The following is a 19,177-nucleotide window of genomic DNA, read 5'->3' as shown; positions in this document are numbered from 1 at the left end:
CGGATCCGTTAGGCGGCCTTGACGCTGATGGCCACGTCGATGTTGCCGCGCGTGGCGTTCGAATAGGGGCAGACCTGGTGCGCCGTCGCAACCAGGGCCTCGGCGTCGGCTTGCGACAGGCCTTGGGTCTCGACCTCCAGCGCCACTTCCAGGCGGAAGCCGACCTCGGCGGAGGCGAGGCCGACCTGGCCGGTCACGGTCGAGCCGGTCAGGGCGATCTTCTGGGTGCGGGCCACGTGGGCCATGGCGCTTTGGAAACAGGCGGCGTAGCCGGCGGCGAACAGCTGCTCGGGGTTCGTGCCGGTCTCCTTGCCGCCCAGCGACTTGGGCATCGACAGCTGAACGTCCAGCAGGCCGTCCTCGGTGCGGACGTGGCCTTCGCGGCCGCCAACGACGGTGGCGCGGGTGGTGTAGAGGGTGGTCATCGGGAAGCTCCTTGGCTTGAAATCGTACGAACGATTTAATCGTGCGCGATATGAATTCAAGAGTGGTGCGGCGAAAAAAGATCGCGCGCGATTAAATTTTGTTGAGCGCCGCCAGGGGCGGCAGCCGCTGATCGCCTCGCCCTACAAACCCCGAGCTTCCCGGCGAAAGCCGGGATCCAGATCGAACCCACCGACGCCTGTCTGCTCAGCCTGGAACAATGTCGCATCATCCCCAGCCGCTCCGGATGAATCTGGGCCCCGGCATTCGCCGGGGAGGTCGGCCGTTGGAAACTCTTCAGTGGGAGGGGGCGCTTGGACGCCTAAGCCGCCCAGGCCGCCGCGAAGCGCTTCAGGAGGGAGCGCGCCGGGCTTTCGCCGCGACTTTCGGCGGCTTCCAGACGCAGGAAAAGGTCGCCAGCTTTGTGGTGGGCGCGGGCGGGCAGGCCTTGGCCGGGCAGGCGCACGAGACCGCGCGCGGCGGCCTTGGTTGAGATCCAGGCGGGACGGGGGCCCAGGGGCGTCTCGGCGTCGACCCGGCCGCCCTCGGCCAGCACACGAGGGTCGACCCTGCCGGTCAGCCACAGATCATCGCCGCGCACCAGGGCGCCGTCTTGGGCGCGCAAGCGAACTTCGAAGCAAACGCCCTCTACGCGAACCCTGTCGCCCTCGCGCAGGCCCGCTGGCAGCTTCAGCCGCAGGCGTCGGCCGTCGATGGCCAGCTCTTCGGACCCGCCGGAGAGGGCGGTGGCGATGTCGATCTCGAGAAAGACGCGGTCGGCGATCGGCGCGGGTTGGGTGACTGCGGGCGGATAGTGATGCTGAACGACCGGGGTGTCCTGCAGCAGGCGGTAGGCGGCCAGCACGTCGCGGAACAGGGCCGCATCGCCGGTGGGACGATCGGGGTGGGCGCGCTTGGCGGCCTCGCGATAGGCCTTGCGCAGCTCGCGCTCATCCGCGTCGGCGGCCACGCCCAGCAGGGCGCGGGCGGCCGAAAGCGTCAGGGCGGGATGCCGGGCGGTCATGCCCGGACCCTGACGCGGCGATGGTCAACGCCCGGTTAAGTTAAGACTTGCGGTTTGGGGCGCTGGGCGGTGGTCGCGGTCTCGCTTGAGGACTATACCGACCCCATGAGCGCCGATCCGACCCTGATCCCCGCCTCGCCCAGCGAGGACGACTATGTTCGCCAGGTGCAGGAGGCGACTCCGCCGCCGCTGTTGAGCGAAGAGGATCCGTTCGCCCTGTTCGCCGAATGGCTGGAAGAGGCCGGCAAGAAGGAGCCGAACGATCCCAACGCCATGACGGTGTCGACGGTCGACGGCGACGGCATGCCCGACTCGCGCATGGTCCTGCTGAAGGACTTCGATGCGCGGGGCTTTGTGTTCTACACCAACACCCAGAGCGCCAAGGGCCAGGAACTGAACGCCCACCCCAAGGCGGCTCTGCTGTTCCACTGGAAGTCGCTGCGCCGTCAGGTGCGGATTCGCGGCGCGGTCGAGCCGGTCAGCGAGGCCGAGGCCGACGCCTATTTCGCCAGCCGCGCCCGCCACAGCCAGATCGGCGCCTGGGCCAGCGACCAGTCGCGGCCGCTGCCCGACCGCCTGGCCCTGGAGAAGCGCGTCGCCGAGATGGGCCTGAAGTTCGGCCTCGGGAAGGTGCCGCGCCCGCCGCACTGGTCGGGCTATCGGATCGTTCCGGTGACGATCGAGTTCTGGCGCGACCGTCCCTTCCGTCTGCACGAGCGACTGGTGTTCGACCGGGCCGAGGGCGGTTGGACGACGAAGCGGCTGTTCCCGTAACGCCGCCCGGGAGCCGTCTCAGGCCTCGTTGCTCGACATCGCCCCGCTGGCGGCCAGCAGATAGACCTTCGCGGTGCTCGGCTTGTTGTTGTAGGGCGGCTGGCGCACGGCGTAGAGGCGCTCCTTGTCGATGCGCGTGAAGCACACGCAGTCGCCCTGGTTGCCGCCCAGCACGTGATAAGCCTCCGTGTCCTCGCCGACATAGAGACCGACATGGCCGCCGCCCTTGCGGACGAAGACCAGCACGTCGCCAAGCTCCGGCTGGCCGCCTTCCACGCCGAACTTGGCCCAGTTCAGCGCCCACAGCGGCCCGGGCGGCACGATCTTGCCGGCGCGTTTGGCGACATGGGCCATGAACAGCCCGCACCAGGGCGTGGCGTCGGCGTTGTAGCTGGACTTCAGGCCGGTCTGCGCGGCCCAGGCCATGATCTCGGGGGTGTTGGCCGGGCCGGCGGTCTCGCGGACGCCGTGGTGCTGCAGGGCCTCGGCGACCATCCTGGGCAGCAGGTCAAGCGCCTGAAGCCAGCGATACGGTTTGGGCAGATCGACCATCGATGTCTCCAACGGAACCGGCGCCATAGCGGGCCAGGAAGGTGTCGACGGCGTCCTCGGCGATGGCGCGGATCGGCCGTTGGGGCGTCACCTCGTCGCCCGCCGCCAGCCCCAGCACCAGGGCGCCGTGATCCAGCATTCCCAGCAGTTGACCGGCGGCCCATGACGGCTTGTCCAGGCGCAGCGCCCCCGCCTTGCGCAGGTCCTTGAGAATCGCGATCGCCGTCCCGCCCAGGTCCTGACGCGCCACGCGCAGCAACTGATCGGCCACGTCCGGAAAGCGGCGGCGCTCGGTCGTGACGATCCGGACCATGGCCCGCATGTCGGGGCGCGAGAGGAAGGTGGCGTAGGCGACGGCGAAGGCGACCAGCCGCGTCCGGGGCTCGCCCCGCAGCCGTCCGGCCGCGCAGACGGGCGCGGCGACGCCCTGGATCATCTCGGTGGCGATGATCCTGAACAGCTCGGCCTTGCTGGGAAAGTAGGCGTACAGCGTGGCCGTCGACACGCCTGCGGCCCGCGCCACCGCCTCCATGCCCGCGTCGGCGTAGCCTTCGCGCAGGAAATGATCCCTGGCCGCGCCGAGGATCTCCTCGCGCTTGTGCTTCGACCGCTTCAGACCCGGGCTCATCCGCATCAACCGTTCCGCTCTGGCTTGTTCAATGCAATCTAACCGCGAAAATGGCGAGTGGACAAGACTTGCGCGAGAGGACTTGCGTCGCGGTTTCGGCTATGGAGCCCCGGCGCCGGATTTCGCGCGCGAAAAGATGGGATTGTCGGCGTGATCAAGGACGCGGAAGCCGCGCGCGAGCAGGAAGTGGCCGCCTGGTTTGGCGAGCGGGCGGAAAACACGATCGAGACCTCGTGCGCCCGCGTGTTCCTGATCGGAACCTCGGCCTTCAAGGTCAAGCGCCCGGTGGACTTCGGCTTTCTCGACTACTCGACGCTGGAGCTGCGGCGCTGGGCGCTGGAGCGCGAGCTGACCTTCAACCGCGCCGCCGCGCCGGACATCTATCGCGAGGTGCGCCGCCTGACCCGGACGCGCGATGGCGGCATCGAGATCGACGGCGAGGGCGAGATCGTCGAGTACCTGCTGGAAATGCGCCGCTTCGACCAGAACGGCGTGCTGGCCACTCAGCCCTGGGCGATCGACGACGCGCTCGAGGACGCGCTGGGCCGCACGGTCGCGCGCTTCCACGCCGGATCCTCGCCGCGCCCCCAGGGCGGCGGCGTCTCGGCCCTGGGCTACACGATCCGCTCGAACGCCAATCTGCTGCGGGGCCTGGCGTCGCGCTTGGGCAAGCAGGCCGTCGAGCGTCTGGTGCACGAGACCGATCTGGCCCTGGAGCGCCTCGGACCCTTGCTCGACGCCCGCGCAGGAGAGGGCTTCGCCCGCCACTGCCATGGCGACCTGCACCTGGGGAACATCCTGATCGAGAACGGTCAGCCGATCCTGTTCGACTGCATCGAGTTCAACGACACCCTGTCGGACATCGACGTCCAGTACGACCTGGCCTTCCTGCTGATGGACCTCGACTTCCGCCGCCGTCGCGATGCGGCGGGACGGGTGCTGAACGCCTATCTCGACGAAGCCGCCCGCACTTTCGGCGAGGGATTGTGGACGGGTCTGGCGGCGCTGCCGCTGATGCTGTCGGTCCGCGCGGCCGTCCGCACCCACGTCTGGGCCTATACCGGCGATGACGAGGCCGCGCGCGCCTATCTGCAGACCGCCCTGGAGCATCTGGCGCCCAAGCCGGTCAGCCTGGTGGCGGCCGGCGGGCTGTCGGGCTCGGGCAAGTCGACCTTCTCGCGCGTCTGCGCGCCGGGTCTGGGCTCGGCCCCCGGAGCGGTGGTGCTGCGCACCGACGAGATCCGCAAGCGCCTGTGGGGCGTGCCGTCGCTGCAAAGGCTCCCGCGCGAGGCCTATACCCCGGAGATGAGCGCCAAGGTCTACGACCAGCTCTTCCATGACGCCGAGCTGTGCCTGAAGGCCGGTCGCTCGGCGGTGCTGGACGCGGTGTTCCTCAAGCCCGAGGAGCGCGCCCGCGCCGAGGCCCTGGCCAAGACCTGCGATGTCGCCTTCCTCGGCGTCTGGCTGGAGGCCCCGCCCGAGGTGCTGCGCGCCCGCGTCGCCGCCCGCGTCAACGACGCCTCTGACGCCGACGTCGCGGTGCTGGAAAACCAACTCACCCGCGACACGGGCGAGATCACCTGGCGCAAGGTCGACACCGTCAGCGCCTTCGAGGACGAGGCGCGGGCGCTGGCCGAGGCGATGGGGTAGGGGGCTGCGGCGACTGAGCTGGCGTTCGGATCTTCTGGAAGGGGGGGCCCCCCACCGGACCATGCTTTGCATGGTCGTCCGCCCCCATAGGGGGCGGAAGGTACGCTCCCTTCTTCCCCCTATGGGGGAGGAGCGCCGAAGGCGCGGAGGGGGCAAGTATGGGTCGTGAGCAGCCTTTAACGCCCCTCCCCAAAACCGACTTCCCGGCGAACGCCCAAGAAATCCTAAGCCGCCCGCCGGCCTGCGTTTGGGGGCTCGGGGTTCACGGCCTTGGCGATGGCCGTGATCAGGTCGACGGGCTTCACTGGCTTGCCGAGGTGATCGTCGAAGCCCAGACCCAGGAAGCGCTCGCGGTCGCCGGACATGGCTGAGGCGGTGAGAGCGATCACCGGCATGGCCGGGTCTCCCGCGCGGCCGTCGCGAATGGCCGCCAGGGCGGTGATCCCGTCCATCACCGGCATGTTGATGTCCATCAGGACGCAGTGGTAGCGGCGCTCGGCCATCGCCTTGAGCGCTTCCTGGCCGTTTTCGACGACGGTGAGGGCGACGCCCAGCGGCTCCAGCATGGTGCGGACCACCAGCTGGTTGATGGCGTTGTCCTCGGCCATCAGCACGTGGATCTGTCCCAACTCATCGGTGTCCGCCTCGACTTCCTCTACGGACGCGGTCGGGGCCGCGCATGCGGGGGCCACGAAGGTGAAGACGAAGCAGGCCCCCCGCTCCGAAGGCGCCAGAATAAGATCGCCGCCCATCTGGCGCGCCAGGGCCTGGGCGATCGACAGGCCCAGACCCGCGCCGCCGTGCTCGCGCGAGATCGTCTGATCGGCTTGGGTGAAGCTGTCGAACACGCGCTCGGCCGCGTCCGGGGGGACGCCGGGTCCGGTGTCGGTGACGGTGATCGACACGCGCCGATCGCCGCCGTCCAAGGCTTGCGCGGCGACGTACAGCCTGACGCCGCCTTCGACGGTGAACTTGATGGCGTTGGAAACGAGGTTGGTCACCACCTGGCGGATCCGCAGCGGGTCGGCGTGGAGTCCGGGCGGCAGGTCCGGCGCATAGTCGACGCTCAGCGACAGGTCCTTAAAGTCCGCCGCGTCGCGCCAGGCGTCGACGACCTCGCCGACCACGTCCTGCAAGGTCATGTCGATCGGCGCCAACTCGACCTTGCCCACCTCGACGCGCGAGAGGTCCAGCACGTCATTCAGCAGCTGCATCAGGCTGTCGCCCGACTTGATCATCAGGGCGACCTGCTCGCGCTGGACCGCGTCGAGGTTCGAACGCTCCAAGGCGTGGGCCATGCCCAGCAGGCCGTTCATCGGCGTCCGCAGCTCATGGCTGGTCACGGCGATGAAGGTCGACTTGGCGCGGGCGGCCTCCAGCGCCTTTTCGCGCTCCTCACGCAGGCCGCGCGTCAGCTCGTCCATCCGCCGCGCGGCCGCGCGGTTCTGGGCCATCACGTTCAGGGTGGTCCCGACCAGCAGAACAAGACCCCAGCGCGCAGTTTGCGCGGCGGGACTTGTGTCGGGCATGAAGAAGATCGGGAAGATCAGCAGGCTGGCCAGCGGCGCCAGCCCGTTCAGCACGAGCATCGGCACGGACTGATGCCGGAAATTCTGAGTGTAGACGATCTGACCCGCCCAGACGGAGACGGCGGCGATCTTCAGCAGGTCCTGACCCTCGAACCACAGCAAGCTCGCCAGCGTCGACCAGCTGATGGTGATCGGAATGGAGGCCCAGACGAACCAGGCCCGCTCGCGCGGCGTCGCTGTGCGTCCCTTTCTTAAGCGCCGTGTGGTCAGAAGCGCCAGGCCTTCGCCCATATAGAGGCTGAGCAGCCAGAGGAAGGCGACCTGCGGGCGAAGCACGAACACCATCAGCCCCGCCACAAGGGCGGCGATCACCAGGCGCGAGATCGTCAGCCGATAGGTGTCGGCCGCGATTTCGTCGAGCCGCTCATCGGACCATGCCTTGGCCAACCAGTCCAAGTCGCCTCACAGGGTTCAAGGCTTGGCGGAGCGAAGCGCTCACACCGAGCGGCGAACTATCCACCGACCGCAACCAAAAGTCCCTGAACGGCGCCTGCGACCTATGATCGCGTGTGTCGGATGCCCGACAGGGGAGCACATTCCCGTTCGCCTGACGAGCGCGGCGCGTTGCGTGTTGCGCCGCACACCGATAGCCTTGCCTTAACAACGATAAACAGACGGGAGAGCTGAGGGCCGATGCAAGGGCTGATGCAGCACGGGGCGCTGACCCTCGATAAAATCATCGATCACGCCGCGAAATGGCATGCCGGCCGCGAGGTCGTCAGTCGCTCTGTCGAGGGACCGATCGTCCGCACGACGTATGGCGCGATCCGCGATCGGGCCAAGCGGGTGTCCAACGCCCTCTTGGGCATGGGGATCAAGCCGGGCGACCGCGTCGGCACCCTGGCCTGGAACACCGGCCGCCACATGGAAGCCTGGTACGGCATCATGGGCATCGGCGCGGTGTGCCACACGCTCAATCCGCGCCTGTTTCCCGAGCAGATCGCCTGGATCGCCGACCACGCCGGCGACCGCGCCATCTTCACCGACCTGACCTTCCTGCCGATCATCGCCGCGATTCTGCCGCGCCTGCCGCATGTGGAGTACGTGGTCGTCTTCACCGACCGCGCGCACATGCCGGCCGACTTCGCCCCGGCGGGCGACGCGCCGCACTTCAAGGGCCTGCTCTGCTACGAGGAACTCGTCGAGCAGCACCACGCCGACTGCGCCTGGGGCGGGTTCGACGAGGGCACGGCCGCCGGCCTTTGCTATACCTCGGGCACGACCGGCGATCCCAAGGGGGTGATGTACTCCCACCGCTCGAACTTCCTGCACACCCTAATCACGCTACAGCCCGACGTGATGGGCCTGTCGCAGAAGGACGTGATCCTGCCGGTGGTGCCGATGTTCCACGCCAACGCCTGGGGCGTGGCGTTCTCGGCCCCGGGCGCGGGCGCGAAGATGGTCATGCCGGGCGCCAAGATGGACGGCGCCTCGATCTATGAACTGCTGGACACCGAACAGGTCACCTTCTCGGCCGCCGTGCCCACCGTCTGGCAGATGCTGCTGCAGCATTTGGAAGCCACCGGCGCCAAGCTGCCAACCCTGAAAAAGGTGGTGATCGGCGGCGCGGCCTGCCCCGAGAGCATAATCCGCGCCTTCCACGACAAGTACGACGTCGAGGTCGTGCACGCCTGGGGCATGACCGAGACCTCGCCGGTCGGCACGCTGTCGGTGCTGACGGATGAGCTCTCCAAGCTGCCCTATGATGAGCAGATGCCCTGGCGTCTGAAGCAGGGGCGTCCGCCGCTGGGCGTCGAGATCTGCCTGAAGGACGACGAGGACAATCGCCTGCCGCACGACGGCAAGGCCTTCGGCCACCTGAAGATCCGGGGCCCGATCATTGCGGCCGAGTACTTCCGAGGCGCCGGCGGCAAGATCCTGGACGACGAGGGCTTCTTCGACACCGGCGATGTGGCCACGATCGACGAGCACGGCTTCATGCAGATCACCGACCGCGCCAAGGACGTGGTCAAGTCGGGCGGCGAATGGATCTCGACCATCGAGATCGAGAACATCGCCGTCGGCCACCCCAAGGTCGCCTTGGCGGCGGTGGTTGGCCAGCCGCATCCCAAGTGGGACGAGCGCCCGGTGCTGCTGGTCAAGCTCAAGGAAGGCGAGAGCGCCACGCCGCAGGAGTTCATCGACTACCTGCAAGGCAAGATCGCCAAGTGGTGGATGCCCGACGACGTGCTGATCGTCGACGACATCCCGCTGGGCGCGACCGGCAAGATCGACAAGAAGCTGATCCGCAAGCGCCTGGCCGACCAGGGCTACGCCTTGCCCGCCACGCCCTTGCAGCCCAGCCCTCCAGCGCCTCAGCCGACCCTGGCGGCGGCTGACGGCGGCCAGGCGGCGAAGATCTACGCGCCCGAGGCCGTCGAAGAGGTCGAGGCCGACACAGCCTTACCCGCCGAGCAGGCGCAGCTCGAAGAGGAGACCGCGCCGGCGGGGGAGCTTGAGGCGGCGTCGGAGGTCTCTGCGCCTCTGACGTCGCCTGCGGAAGCTGAACCGGTCGCGCCCACGCCTGAGCCCGAGCCGAAGGCTGCGGAAGCGGCTGAGCCGGTCTCCGCCGCCGACGCGATCATCGCCGAGGCCGCCGCGATCGCGGCGGGCGCGGCCAAGCCCGTCGAGGGCGCGACGACCGAGGTCAAGGCGACGGCGGAAAAGCCAGAGCCGAACTCGGAGGCCAAGCCCGAGCCGGAGGCCGAACCGCCGCTGCGCCTGCACGAGCCCGACAAGCCTGAAGCGCCCAAGGCCCAGCCGGTCGCCAGCGAGGCGGCGCCCTTCGCCGTGCCGATCACGCCGGGCCGACGCGGCAAGACCAAGGCCGCCAAGGGGGCGAAGGCGTCCGGCGCCAAGGCCAAGCCCGTCTGGGCCGGGCTCTATCTGGATTTCGCGGTGCTGGTGGCGCTGACGCCGGCGATCCTGGCGGCCGGGGGCGCTCTTGGCGTCAAGCTGGGCCTGATCAACCTGCCGTTCGGCTATAACACCCTGACCCTGGACTGGGCGCCGAAGGCGGCCCAGGTCAGCATCGTCACGGGCCTGGTCGGACTGGTCGTCGCCCTGTTCGCCGGCTTTGGCCGGTTGTGGAAGGCGGCGCTGACGGCGCTGCTGATCACGGCGGCGACGTTCGCGGTGATGTTCGGGGCCAAGGCGTTGCTGGGCCAGACCCCGCCGATCCACGATGTGGCCACCGACTGGAAGACGCCGCTGGGCTTCTCCGACGCGGCCATGGCCGCCCGGGGCGGGGCTGCGTCGCTGGTCGACGACGATCCCAGCCTGCCGGTGGGCTCGGCCGCGTTCGCCGGGCGACGGATCGCCGAGATCAACGCCGAGACATGTCCGGCGGCCCGCCCGCTGGTCAGCAACCGCGCGCCGGCGGATGTGTACGAAGCGGCCAAGGCCGCCGTCCTGGCGTCCGGCATGACGCTGGTCACGGATGATCCGGTCGACGGTCGCCTGGAAGCCACGGCGCGGAGCTTCTGGTACGGCCTGACCGACGATGTCGTGGTGCGGGTGCGTCCCGACGCCGCCGGTTCGCGGCTGGACATGCGCTCGATCGGGCGTGACGCCGGCGCCGACCTCGGGCGCAACTGCGACCGGATCGGCCGCCTGATCAGTGTGATCAAGGGGGGCTGAGGCCCCTCGGGCGGCGCTGTCAGGCCAGGCGGTATTCGGCGTCGAGGCCCGGCTCGCCCGGTGTCACGACCCGCCCCTCGCGGACCAGCTGGATCATGTGGGCCAGCACCGAGAGGGCGGCCGCCGGATGCAGGCGCGGGTCGACCGCCGCGTAGAGGCTGGGCACCATCGCCTTGATGGTGGTGAAACCAGCGCCCAGGGCCTGCACGATCTGCGCCTCGCGCGCCCGACGGTGGGCGACATAGGCGTCGATGAAGGGCGTAACCTCGCGGACCGGCGCGCCGTGGGTGGGCCACAGGGTGTCGAAGCCGCGCGCGCGCACCTTTTCCAGGCTGGCGAAATAGTCGCCCATGTCGCCGTCGGGCGGGGTGATCACCGTGGTCGACCAGCCCATGATGTGGTCGCCACAGAACAGGGCGTTCTCTTCCCGCAGGGCGAAACACAGGTGGTTCGAGGTGTGGCCGGGCGTGGCCACCGTCTCCAGCGTCCAGCCCGGTCCTTCCACGATGTCGCCATCGGCCAGCACGATGTCGGGCCGAAAGCGGCTGTCGGCGCCTTCCTCCAGGCCCGGCGCGGCGGCCTCTCCGTGATCGGCCGGCGCCGGCAGGCCAAGGACCTTGGCGCCGAACGCCTGAGCCAGCGGATGGGCGAGGGGGCTGTGGTCCAGGTGATGGTGGGTGACCAGCACGTGCGTCACCCGCTCGCCGGTCAGCGCCGCCTTCAGCGCCTCGAAATGCTCGGGCAGATCGGGGCCGGGGTCGATCACCGCCACCTCGCCCCGGCCGACGATATAGACGCCGGTGCCTATGAAGGTGAACGGCCCGGGATTGCGCGCGATCACCCGCCGGATCAGCGGACTCACCGTGTCACAGCGGCCGTATTCGAACTCAAGCTCGCGGACGAAGGGGATCATAGGGACGTTCCCGAAGCGGACGGCGCCGGTCTTGCGCTGAGGCCCTCCAGTAACCGAGGGAGAACCGGCCATGGCGGCGGACGCGGCGATTTTTGTGTCAAAACGGCTCCAGCGCGCGGCCTTCGCCATTCTGTGTATCATCGTGGCCCAGTTCGTGCTCGCCAGCTGCCAGACCGAACCGACGCCGATGGCGGCGCGCCAATCCGCCGCCTTCTGAAGCTTTAGGCGGGCAGCACGCCTGAAAGATCGTAGCCTGCGGCGTGGCCCTGGGCCACCAGCGTCTCGCGGTCCGCGCCCGCCAGCGCCTGGCCGATCGACCAGGTGACGATCGAGCGGGTGCCCGAGCGGCAGAACGCCAGCACCGGCCCCTCGGCCGACTCGATCGCCGCGCGCACCGCCTCGACCTGGTCGGGCGTCGGTCCGCCGCGCACCGGCACATGCAGATAATCCATTCCGGCCGCGCGGGCGGCCGCCTCGACCGTGGCGCTGGACGGCTGACTGGGGTCTTCGCCGTCGGGCCGGTTGTTGATCACCAGCACAAAGCCCTCGGCCGCCGCGCGCGCCATATCGGCCGGGTCCACCTGCGGACTGACGGAAAGAGATTCGGTGACGCGTCGGAAGTCGCTCATGCGGATCGGGTCTCAAGTACGCGCGGCGGGTTCCTGCCGCTCGCGCATTTTCATGACCACGTGGCGCCTATGCAATGGGCGATCCGAGTGCAGCGTTGCTCAAGAGGGCGGCGGGGGGGGGGGGGGGGGCGGTTTTATTGCGGGCGATGCGGGTAAAAGTAAAAAGTTTTTACGACAAATAGCGCCCAAGTTGATATCTTCTCCCAAAAGTCAAGCTTTCTGCGCCCGTTCATTGCTCATGCGCGTTAGAAGCACGGCGCTGCGTAACGCGGATTTTTCAGCCTCGGATAGCTGAGAAAAAACAACCCGCTCGAAAGCGATCGCCGCCATTTTCAACAGGGCGGTATCGAGATTGAGCAACGATTTTCCGAAAAGTGTTCCGGCTGTGGCGATTTTGCGACAGGGGGGCGAGGATGTTGATTACATTTTTGCAATCACAATTGACCCCTGCCCGACCGAACCCCTAACGTCGGTGCAACCGGAATAGTTTGTTCCGGGACACCAGTGATTTCGTGGTGCTTGTGCGGCTTCCGCCAAAACTGGGCAAAGTGACTTGAGGGGTTCTTGCTCAGCCTCGCCAATGCGCCACGTCAGAGGGGAATTGAACGAAATGAAATCCACAAAAGGTAGCGCGGCTGCGCGCGCGCGTCTGATGACGACGACGCTGCTGGCCGGCTTCGCTGCAGTGGCGACTCCCGTGGCGCTCGGCGTCATCGCGACCGCCATGCCCACCGTGGCGTCCGCCCAGGACTACACGAGCGGCACCCTGGCCGGTACGGTCGTCAACAGCAGCGGCCAGCCCGTCGCCGGCGCGCAAGTGACCGTGAAGTCGGCCGCTCAAGGCTTCACCCGCGAAGTGACGACCGACAACAACGGTCAGTTCCGCGTTCCGCTGATCCCGCAGGGCGCCTATGCGGTCTCGATCAACAAGATCGGCTTCAAGCCGACCAGCGACGGCGCCCTGGGCGTCCGCGCCGGCGGTGAAAGCAACTACAACTTCACCCTGACGGCCGCGGACGAAACCGTCTCGGAAGTGGTCATCACCGCGACCGCCAACCCGCAGCTCGACTTCTCGCAGACCACGACCGGTCTGGCGATCGACGTCGAAGACCTGCAAAAGCAGGTTCCGGTCGGCCGTAACATCACCGCCCTGACGCTGCTGGCGCCGGGCACGGTCGAGGGTTCGTCGACCAACTTCCGCGGTCAGACCTCGATCAGCGGCGCCTCGGTCGCTGAAAACGCGTTCTACCTGAACGGCCTGAACATCACGAACTTCGACAACTACATCGGCGGTTCGCGCGTTCCGTTCGAGTTCTACAAGTCGGTCGAAGTGAAGACCGGCGGCTACTCGGCCGAGTATGGTCGCGCCACCGGCGGCATCATCAACGCCGTTTCGAAGTCGGGCTCGAACGACTTCACCTTCGCCGTCCACGGCAACTGGTCGCCCGCGTCGCTGGAAAGCCCGCAAAAGGATACCTACCAGACCCGCGGCAAGCTGCGTGAGACGAACAACAAGGATCTCGTGATCGAAGCCGGCGGCCCGATCATCAAGGACCGCCTGTTCTTCTACGGTCTGGCCCAGTTCAACGACAACGAATCGCGTGGTGCCTCGATCGCCGCCGGTTCGTACAACGTCGACCGCATGAAGGACCCCTTCTACGGCGTGAAGCTGGACGGTTACATCACCGACCGCCAGCACCTGGAATTCACCCTGATCAATACGGCGCGCGTGACGAAGCGTGAAAGCTTCGCCTACACGTTCGCCAACAACACCGACACCATCGGCGCGGCCCTGCCGGGCACCCGCTTCGAAGACGGCGCCACCAGCTACGTCGCGAAGTACACCGGCACCTTCACCGATTGGTTCACCCTGTCGGCCGCCTATGGTCTGAACAAGGACCGCGCCGCGACCCGTTCGGCCCTGAGCAGCTCGCCGCTGGTTCAGTCGTCGATCGCCGCCGGCCCGACCAACTCGACGGCCACCCGTCGCGTCAGCGTTCAGAACGCCGCCGCTCAGGACGCGCCGCGCTACACCTCGCGCGAATTCTACCGCGTCGACGGTGACCTGTACTTCAGCCTGTTCGGTGACCACCACATCCGCGCCGGCTACGATCGCGAAAACCTGAGCCTGACGCACCAGTCGACCCGTAACGGCGGCGGCAACTACGTCTACCGTGAAGGTTCGGCGACCGATCCGCGCGGCGTGCCGGCCGGTCGTTACTACCTCGACGTCCGGACGTTCCTCGGCGGTGGTTCGTACTCGTCGCGGAACCAGGCCATCTACATCCAAGATTCGTGGGATGTCCTGCCGACCCTGACCCTGAACCTGGGCGTTCGTCGCGACCAGTTCCAGAACCGCGGCATCAACCTGAACGGCACCAAGGGCCCGGTCTTCGTCGAATTCGACAACGAAGTGGCGGCCCGCATCGGCTTCACCTGGGATCCGGGTAACGACGGCGCCAACAAGATCTTCGGTAACTACGGCCGCTACTACCTGCCGGTCGCGTCGAACACGGCGTACCGTCAGGCCTCGGCCATCCTCGACCAGACCTCGTACTTCCTGCTGCCGGCCGGCTTCCAGCTGTACGTCCCGGGCACGACCACGGTGAACACCGCGTTCGTCAACCCGGTCACGGGTCTGCCGCTCTCGGGCATCGGCACGCAGATCACCGGCTTCCCGAACTCGGCCATCTGTCTGGCCGGCGGCGTGGGCACGGCGGGCCTCCGTGGCTGTACGGTGCGTAACAACGGCACCATCCAGCCGTTTGCGGCCAACGTGTCGAAGAACCTGAAGTCGACGGCCGACGACGAATATATCCTCGGTTACGAGCGCCGCTTCGACTCGCTGTGGAAGGCTGGCGTGACGCTGACCTACCGCAAGTCGCTGCGCGCCGCCGACGACGTGTCAGTCGACTACGCCGTCCAAGCGTACTGCAAGGCCAACAAGATCGCCGGCTGCGAAGACGTCTATAGCGGCTTCCACCAGTACACGATCATCAACCCGGGCCTGGCTCAGACCATCACCCTGTCGGACCCGCTGCCGGGCGAGACGACGGTTCGCACGATCAACTTCACCGCTGATCAGCTGCGCTACCCGAAGGTCGACCGCCAGTACATCGCCCTGCAGTTCCAGTTTGACCGTGCGTTCGACGGCAAGTGGGCTCTGAACGGTTCGTACACCCTCTCGGAATCGAAGGGTAACTACGAAGGCTACGTGAAGACCGACTACGCTGGTGGCCAAACCGACGCCGGCATCACCGCCGACTTCGACACCCCCGGCCTGACCGAGGGCGCCTACGGCCTGCTGCCGAACCACCGCGGTCACGTGTTCAAGGCCTTCGGTTCGTACCAAGTGTTCGACAACTTCCTGGTCGGCGCCAACGCGCTGGTCACGTCGGGCCGCAAGTACGGCTGCATGGGCTTCAACCCGAACGACCCGATCCTGAACAGCGCTTACGGCGCCCTGTCGCACTACTGCGATGGCAAGGTCACCCCGCGTGGCTCGGTGTTCAGCGATCCCTGGACCTACCGCCTCGACCTGTCGGCCCGCTACACGGTTCCGTCGTTCGGCTTGCTGCCGGAAAACGGCCTGACGCTGCGCGCCGACATCTTCAACGTCTTCAACACCCGTCGCACGGTGGAGACGAACGAGTTCGGCGAACTGGACAGCGGCGCGAAGAACAACAACTTCCGCGCTCCGCTGGCCTACATGCCGCCGCGCTCGGTGCGTCTGGGCTTCGACCTGGTCTTCTAATCTCGGAAGCCAGATCGCCTAAAAGAGAAGGGCGGGCCGCAAGGCCCGCCCTTTTTCTTTGGCGGCGGTGAAGGTCGCGTTCGGTCTCGGCAGCTTGGCTACTGGCCGGCCGCCCGTTCAGCGGGCCGGCTTCAGCTCTGGCCGTACGTCTCAAAGAACGGCGCCAGGTGCGCTTCGTAACGCTTCCATTGCCCAATCGCTCGCGTGCTCATCGGCTGGCGAACCTGGCTGGCGGACGAGGTCGTCACAGCCCGCGCGGTAAGGTGGAAATCGCGCAGATTGTCCTGAAAGGGCAGGTGGCAGTGATCGAGGATCTTCGCGATCCAGGTCTTCGGATCGGACACCAGGTCCTCGTAAGCCACCGTCAGGATCGCGTCGGGATACAGCGCCGACCAGTGCGCGTGGAGACGATCCTCCTCGATCATGTGGTGGCCGATGTCTTCAAGCGACCATGTCCAATCCAGACCGCTCGCGAAGTGGCTGCGGAAACAGGAGAGTGCGACATCGCCCGGGTCGCGCCGAAGCCAGACGAAGCGCGCCTTGGGAAGTACATGGTGGATCAGGCCGACGAAGCGCGTGTGGTTCAACGTCTTGTCGACGATGCGCCCGGTCGTTCCGAACCGCTCGTCCAGCAGATGGAGGTAGGCCTCTCCAAACCGCGTCCAGACATCGGCGGCATCGGGGCGAAACGCCATCCGCGTGACGTCCGACGGCGCGTAACCGCCGAGGTCCATGGTGGCCGTACGGAACAGGTTCAGCTCCGCACCGTCCACGACGTCGGCGTGGCTGGCCAGGATTTGCTCCACCAGCGTGGTGCCAGAACGCGGCAGCCCCAGCACGAAGATCGGTCGTTCGCTATCGACGGTGCTGGGGGGAAGCTTGGCGAAGTCCTCGCTCCTGAACCCTGCAACGACCTCATCCACGAAGCGCCTGGAAGCGGCGCTATTATAGGGCCCTCGCTGACGCCGCACCTTGTCGGCGCCCTGGGTCCAGCTTTCGAACGCCCGGTCAACGTCGCCCTGATCGTTATAGGCCTTGCCCAGCGCGTAGAGCAGGCTGCTCGGCGCGTCTGGCCCCAGTTGAGCGGAGAGAGTCTGCATCGCGGCGACATCCGGGTCAGAACCGCCGAAGGACTTGATGTCGGCGAGCGCCAACCAAGCCGCGCCGGCGAGCTCCGGCCATTCCGTCCCCGCGATTGCCGTCCGGAGGTGACGTTCGGCCTCTTCGACGCGCCCCAACTGGGCGAGGCAGGCGCCTAGCAGTTGGTGCAGCCGAGCGTCGGGTCGGGGCGCGTTGGGCAGGAACGCCTCGGTGGCTTTGACCGCCCCGGCGACATGTCCCAGTTGGGCCAGCATCGCGCCATAAGCAAGTCGGCGTTCTATGTCGTACGGATCCCCGGCCACGTAGCGCCGCATGGCCGCGCGAGCGGCCGAAACTTCCCCGAGCGCAGCCGCAAGCTGGGCGACCTGGCTCCAACGGTCACCCAGCGGCGCGTCCTCGCTCGCCAGCTTGACGATGATGGCGGCGGCTCGGGCGCGATCTCGCGCCTCGAAGCGGCGCACGGCCTGAGACAAGGGATCGGCGGCGCTGACGGACATTCGGAAGCTCAAGATCGCGACAAGGAAACGATAAGCGGCCGCCGCACTGCGCGCGGCGGTCGTCTAGAGGAGAGGCCCGTCTCAACGCACCGGCATGTCCGCCAGCACCGACGCCCCGCCCGGGGCGGCGCGCAGGCGGGCCTTGGACATTTCGTCGAGGATGGCCTGCGAGCGCGGGTCGCCCAGCACCCAGGCGGCGGCGGCCAGGGTCTTGGCCGAGGTCTCCGAGACGCCCAGGAACTTCTCGAAGGCCTCGAACGGCGACTTGCCGCCCTGCATGTGCTTGATGCGAACGTCGCCGTTCAGCTTGGCCAAGGTCTTGGCCTTTTCGACCGCCTCGTAGTAACCGCCCAGGCTGTCGACCAGGCCCAGTTGCTTGGCCTGCTCGCCGGTCCAGACGCGGCCCTTGGCGATCTCGCGCACCTTGGCGGGCGGCAGGTTGCGGCCCTCGGCCACGCGGGTGATGAAGCCGGCGTAGATCCGGTCCATCCAGCCGGCGAACTTGGCGCGCTGCTCGGGCGTGAAGCCCTCGGCCGAACCGAAGGCCTGTGAATAGTCGCCGCCGACGTGCAGGTCCTTGGTGTCGACGCCGAAGCGGGCCAGGGCGTCGCCGATCGCGAACTTGCCGCCATAGACGCCGATCGAGCCCGTCAGGGTCGAGGGCTGGGCGATGATCGAGTCGGCCTGGCTGGAGATCCAGTAGCCGCCCGAGGCCGCGTAGGTCCCCATGCTGACCACGACCGGCTTGCCGGCCTTCTTGGCCGCCTTCAGGGCCGCCAGGATCTGCTCCGAAGCCGTGTCCGACCCGCCGGGCGAGGAGACGCGGAAGACGATCGCCTTGACGTCCTTGTCCTCGGTGGCGTTGCGGAAGGCCTGAGCGACGTCGTCGGAATAGACGTTGCTGTCGCCGCCGAAGGGCGAACCGCCGTTGTCCGTGCCCGTGACGATCGCGCCCTCGGCGCCGATCACGGCGATGGCGGGGCCGGTCTTGGCCGCCGGCGGCTTGGAGCGCGAGGCGTAGTCGTCGAAATCAACCAGCTTGGCGCCCTTGCCGGCCTTCTCCAGGGCGAAGGCCTGGATGTCGCTGACCTGGCCGACCTTGTCGATCAGGCCCTTGGCTTGGGCTTCCTGGGCGATGTAGGGGCCGGCTTCCAGCACCTTGACCAGCTCGGCCGGCTCGCGCTTGCGGTCGGCGGCGGCGCTGGTCAGGGCCGTGCGGTAGACCGAGCCCATCCACGACAGGGTCGATTCCCGGTGGGCGGGCGTATAGTCGCTGTAGAGATAAGGATTGACCGCGTTCTTGTACTCATAGCGCTGCTCGTACTCGGCCTTGACGCCGTACTTGTCGAAGAAGCGCTTGAAGAACATCGACTCCGAGGAAATGCCCACGGCCTGGAAGCTGCTGTCGGGCTGCATCCAGAACTCGCTGGTCGCCGCGCCCAGCATGTAGGTCGAGGTGACCATGCCGGAGGGATAGAGGCCCTGGCTGTGGGCGTAGATCGGCTTCTTGCCGACCTCGCGGAAGTGTTTGAAGGCCAGGCGCAGCTCGTCGGCGGCGGCCGGGGCGACGCCGCCCTCGGGCAGGCGCACCAGGATCGCCTTGACCTTGTCGTCCTTCTCGGCGCGACGCAGGGTCTCGATGACCGAGATCACCGAGCCGCCGCTGTTGCCGAAAGCCGCGAACGGGCTCTTGGGCTCCTGGTCCGAAAGGCCGCCGCGCAGGTCCAGCTGCAACACCGCGTGGGCGGGCACCGGCGCGGGTCGGGCGGCTCCGGCGGCCATGGCGATCAGCAGGAAGGGAACGCCGACGACGAACAGGAGAAGGCCGACGAACACGCCGGCGACGGTCAGGAAGAACTGCTTCATCGGAGGTCCTGATGACGAAATCAGCGACAAGCTAACCGGTGTTCGGGTTGCGACCAAATGAAGAGCGCGCAACGTGAGCGGGTTTTGCTGTGGGAATCGCCAAGCGCGGCGCGCAGGGCGCTCAAAGGCTTGGTTTTG

At 67.5% G+C, this 19,177-nt stretch carries 15 protein-coding genes; 5 read left to right on the top strand and 10 right to left on the bottom strand.

Translation table 11 applies throughout. From position 1 onward, the window contains the following. Positions 1-8: 8 nt before the first annotated feature. Together CSW63_RS18595 and CSW63_RS18590 are read right to left on the bottom strand one after the other, a co-directional pair. Complete coding sequence (locus CSW63_RS18595; protein WP_062098621.1) at positions 9-425, bottom strand: organic hydroperoxide resistance protein; 417 nt, start codon at positions 423-425, stop codon at positions 9-11. A 320-nt stretch (positions 426-745) separates the two neighbouring features. Further along, positions 746-1,447: a DnaJ domain-containing protein gene (locus CSW63_RS18590; RefSeq protein ID WP_062098619.1), complete on the bottom strand. Its 702-nt coding sequence runs from the start codon at positions 1,445-1,447 to the stop codon at positions 746-748. A 105-nt stretch (positions 1,448-1,552) separates the two neighbouring features. Here CSW63_RS18590 and pdxH point away from each other — a divergent pair, with 105 nt between their 5' ends. Beyond that, a complete protein-coding gene (gene pdxH, locus CSW63_RS18585; protein WP_062098686.1) occupies positions 1,553-2,221 on the top strand; it encodes a pyridoxamine 5'-phosphate oxidase in 669 nt (222 codons plus the stop codon). Between the two features lie 18 nt (positions 2,222-2,239). Here the strand turns inward: pdxH and CSW63_RS18580 are convergent, their stop codons facing one another. Both CSW63_RS18580 and CSW63_RS18575 read right to left on the bottom strand, forming a co-directional pair. After that, positions 2,240-2,773, bottom strand: coding sequence for a TIGR02594 family protein (locus CSW63_RS18580; protein ID WP_062098616.1), 534 nt, complete (start codon positions 2,771-2,773; stop codon positions 2,240-2,242). Beyond that, positions 2,730-3,407 (bottom strand): TetR/AcrR family transcriptional regulator, encoded by a 678-nt coding sequence (locus CSW63_RS18575; protein WP_082749672.1) that lies wholly within the window; start codon positions 3,405-3,407, stop codon positions 2,730-2,732. The genes CSW63_RS18580 and CSW63_RS18575 overlap by 44 nt, the downstream gene beginning before the upstream one ends. Before the next feature lie 144 nt (positions 3,408-3,551). On the opposite strand from CSW63_RS18575, the gene CSW63_RS18570 reads away from it, so the two are divergent. Next, positions 3,552-5,051: a bifunctional aminoglycoside phosphotransferase/ATP-binding protein gene (locus tag CSW63_RS18570; RefSeq protein WP_062098614.1), complete on the top strand. Its 1,500-nt coding sequence runs from the start codon at positions 3,552-3,554 to the stop codon at positions 5,049-5,051. A 224-nt stretch (positions 5,052-5,275) separates the two neighbouring features. Here the strand turns inward: CSW63_RS18570 and CSW63_RS18565 are convergent, their stop codons facing one another. Continuing rightward, the gene (locus CSW63_RS18565) at positions 5,276-7,036 is read right to left on the bottom strand and encodes an ATP-binding protein (protein WP_062098612.1); all 1,761 of its coding nucleotides are present in this window, start codon (positions 7,034-7,036) and stop codon (positions 5,276-5,278) included. A 237-nt stretch (positions 7,037-7,273) separates the two neighbouring features. On the opposite strand from CSW63_RS18565, the gene CSW63_RS18560 reads away from it, so the two are divergent. Next, positions 7,274-10,279: a long-chain-fatty-acid--CoA ligase gene (locus CSW63_RS18560; RefSeq protein WP_062098610.1), complete on the top strand. Its 3,006-nt coding sequence runs from the start codon at positions 7,274-7,276 to the stop codon at positions 10,277-10,279. Positions 10,280-10,298: 19 nt separating this feature from the next. On the opposite strand, the gene CSW63_RS18555 is transcribed toward CSW63_RS18560, so the two are convergent. Beyond that, positions 10,299-11,192 carry an MBL fold metallo-hydrolase gene (locus CSW63_RS18555; protein ID WP_062098608.1) on the bottom strand — a complete coding sequence of 298 codons (894 nt, stop codon included), beginning with the start codon at positions 11,190-11,192 and terminating at the stop codon, positions 10,299-10,301. A 70-nt stretch (positions 11,193-11,262) separates the two neighbouring features. Between CSW63_RS18555 and CSW63_RS18550 the strand changes: the two genes are divergently transcribed. Further along, positions 11,263-11,409, top strand: a complete 147-nt coding sequence (locus CSW63_RS18550; protein WP_062098606.1) for a hypothetical protein — start codon at positions 11,263-11,265, stop codon at positions 11,407-11,409. A 4-nt stretch (positions 11,410-11,413) separates the two neighbouring features. Here the strand turns inward: CSW63_RS18550 and CSW63_RS18545 are convergent, their stop codons facing one another. Together CSW63_RS18545 and CSW63_RS23445 are read right to left on the bottom strand one after the other, a co-directional pair. After that, complete coding sequence (locus CSW63_RS18545) at positions 11,414-11,821, bottom strand: TIGR01244 family sulfur transferase (protein WP_062098603.1); 408 nt, start codon at positions 11,819-11,821, stop codon at positions 11,414-11,416. A 210-nt stretch (positions 11,822-12,031) separates the two neighbouring features. Continuing rightward, positions 12,032-12,181, bottom strand: coding sequence for a hypothetical protein (locus CSW63_RS23445; RefSeq protein ID WP_156447730.1), 150 nt, complete (start codon positions 12,179-12,181; stop codon positions 12,032-12,034). Positions 12,182-12,473: 292 nt separating this feature from the next. Between CSW63_RS23445 and CSW63_RS18540 the strand changes: the two genes are divergently transcribed. Further along, positions 12,474-15,575 carry a TonB-dependent receptor gene (locus CSW63_RS18540; RefSeq protein WP_231737261.1) on the top strand — a complete coding sequence of 1,034 codons (3,102 nt, stop codon included), beginning with the start codon at positions 12,474-12,476 and terminating at the stop codon, positions 15,573-15,575. Positions 15,576-15,706: 131 nt separating this feature from the next. Here the strand turns inward: CSW63_RS18540 and CSW63_RS18535 are convergent, their stop codons facing one another. Further along, positions 15,707-17,173, bottom strand: coding sequence for a sulfotransferase (locus tag CSW63_RS18535; protein WP_062093538.1), 1,467 nt, complete (start codon positions 17,171-17,173; stop codon positions 15,707-15,709). 81 nt (positions 17,174-17,254) lie between these two features. Further along, positions 17,255-19,039, bottom strand: a complete 1,785-nt coding sequence (sppA, locus tag CSW63_RS18530; protein ID WP_062093539.1) for a signal peptide peptidase SppA — start codon at positions 19,037-19,039, stop codon at positions 17,255-17,257. Positions 19,040-19,177: the final 138 nt, after the last annotated feature.

The organism is Caulobacter sp. FWC26, from assembly GCF_002742645.2.
Taxonomy (GTDB): Bacteria; Pseudomonadota; Alphaproteobacteria; order Caulobacterales; family Caulobacteraceae; genus Caulobacter.
The sequence above is the reverse complement of the archived record's forward strand: the minus strand, read 5'-3'. Positions and strand labels throughout refer to the sequence as shown.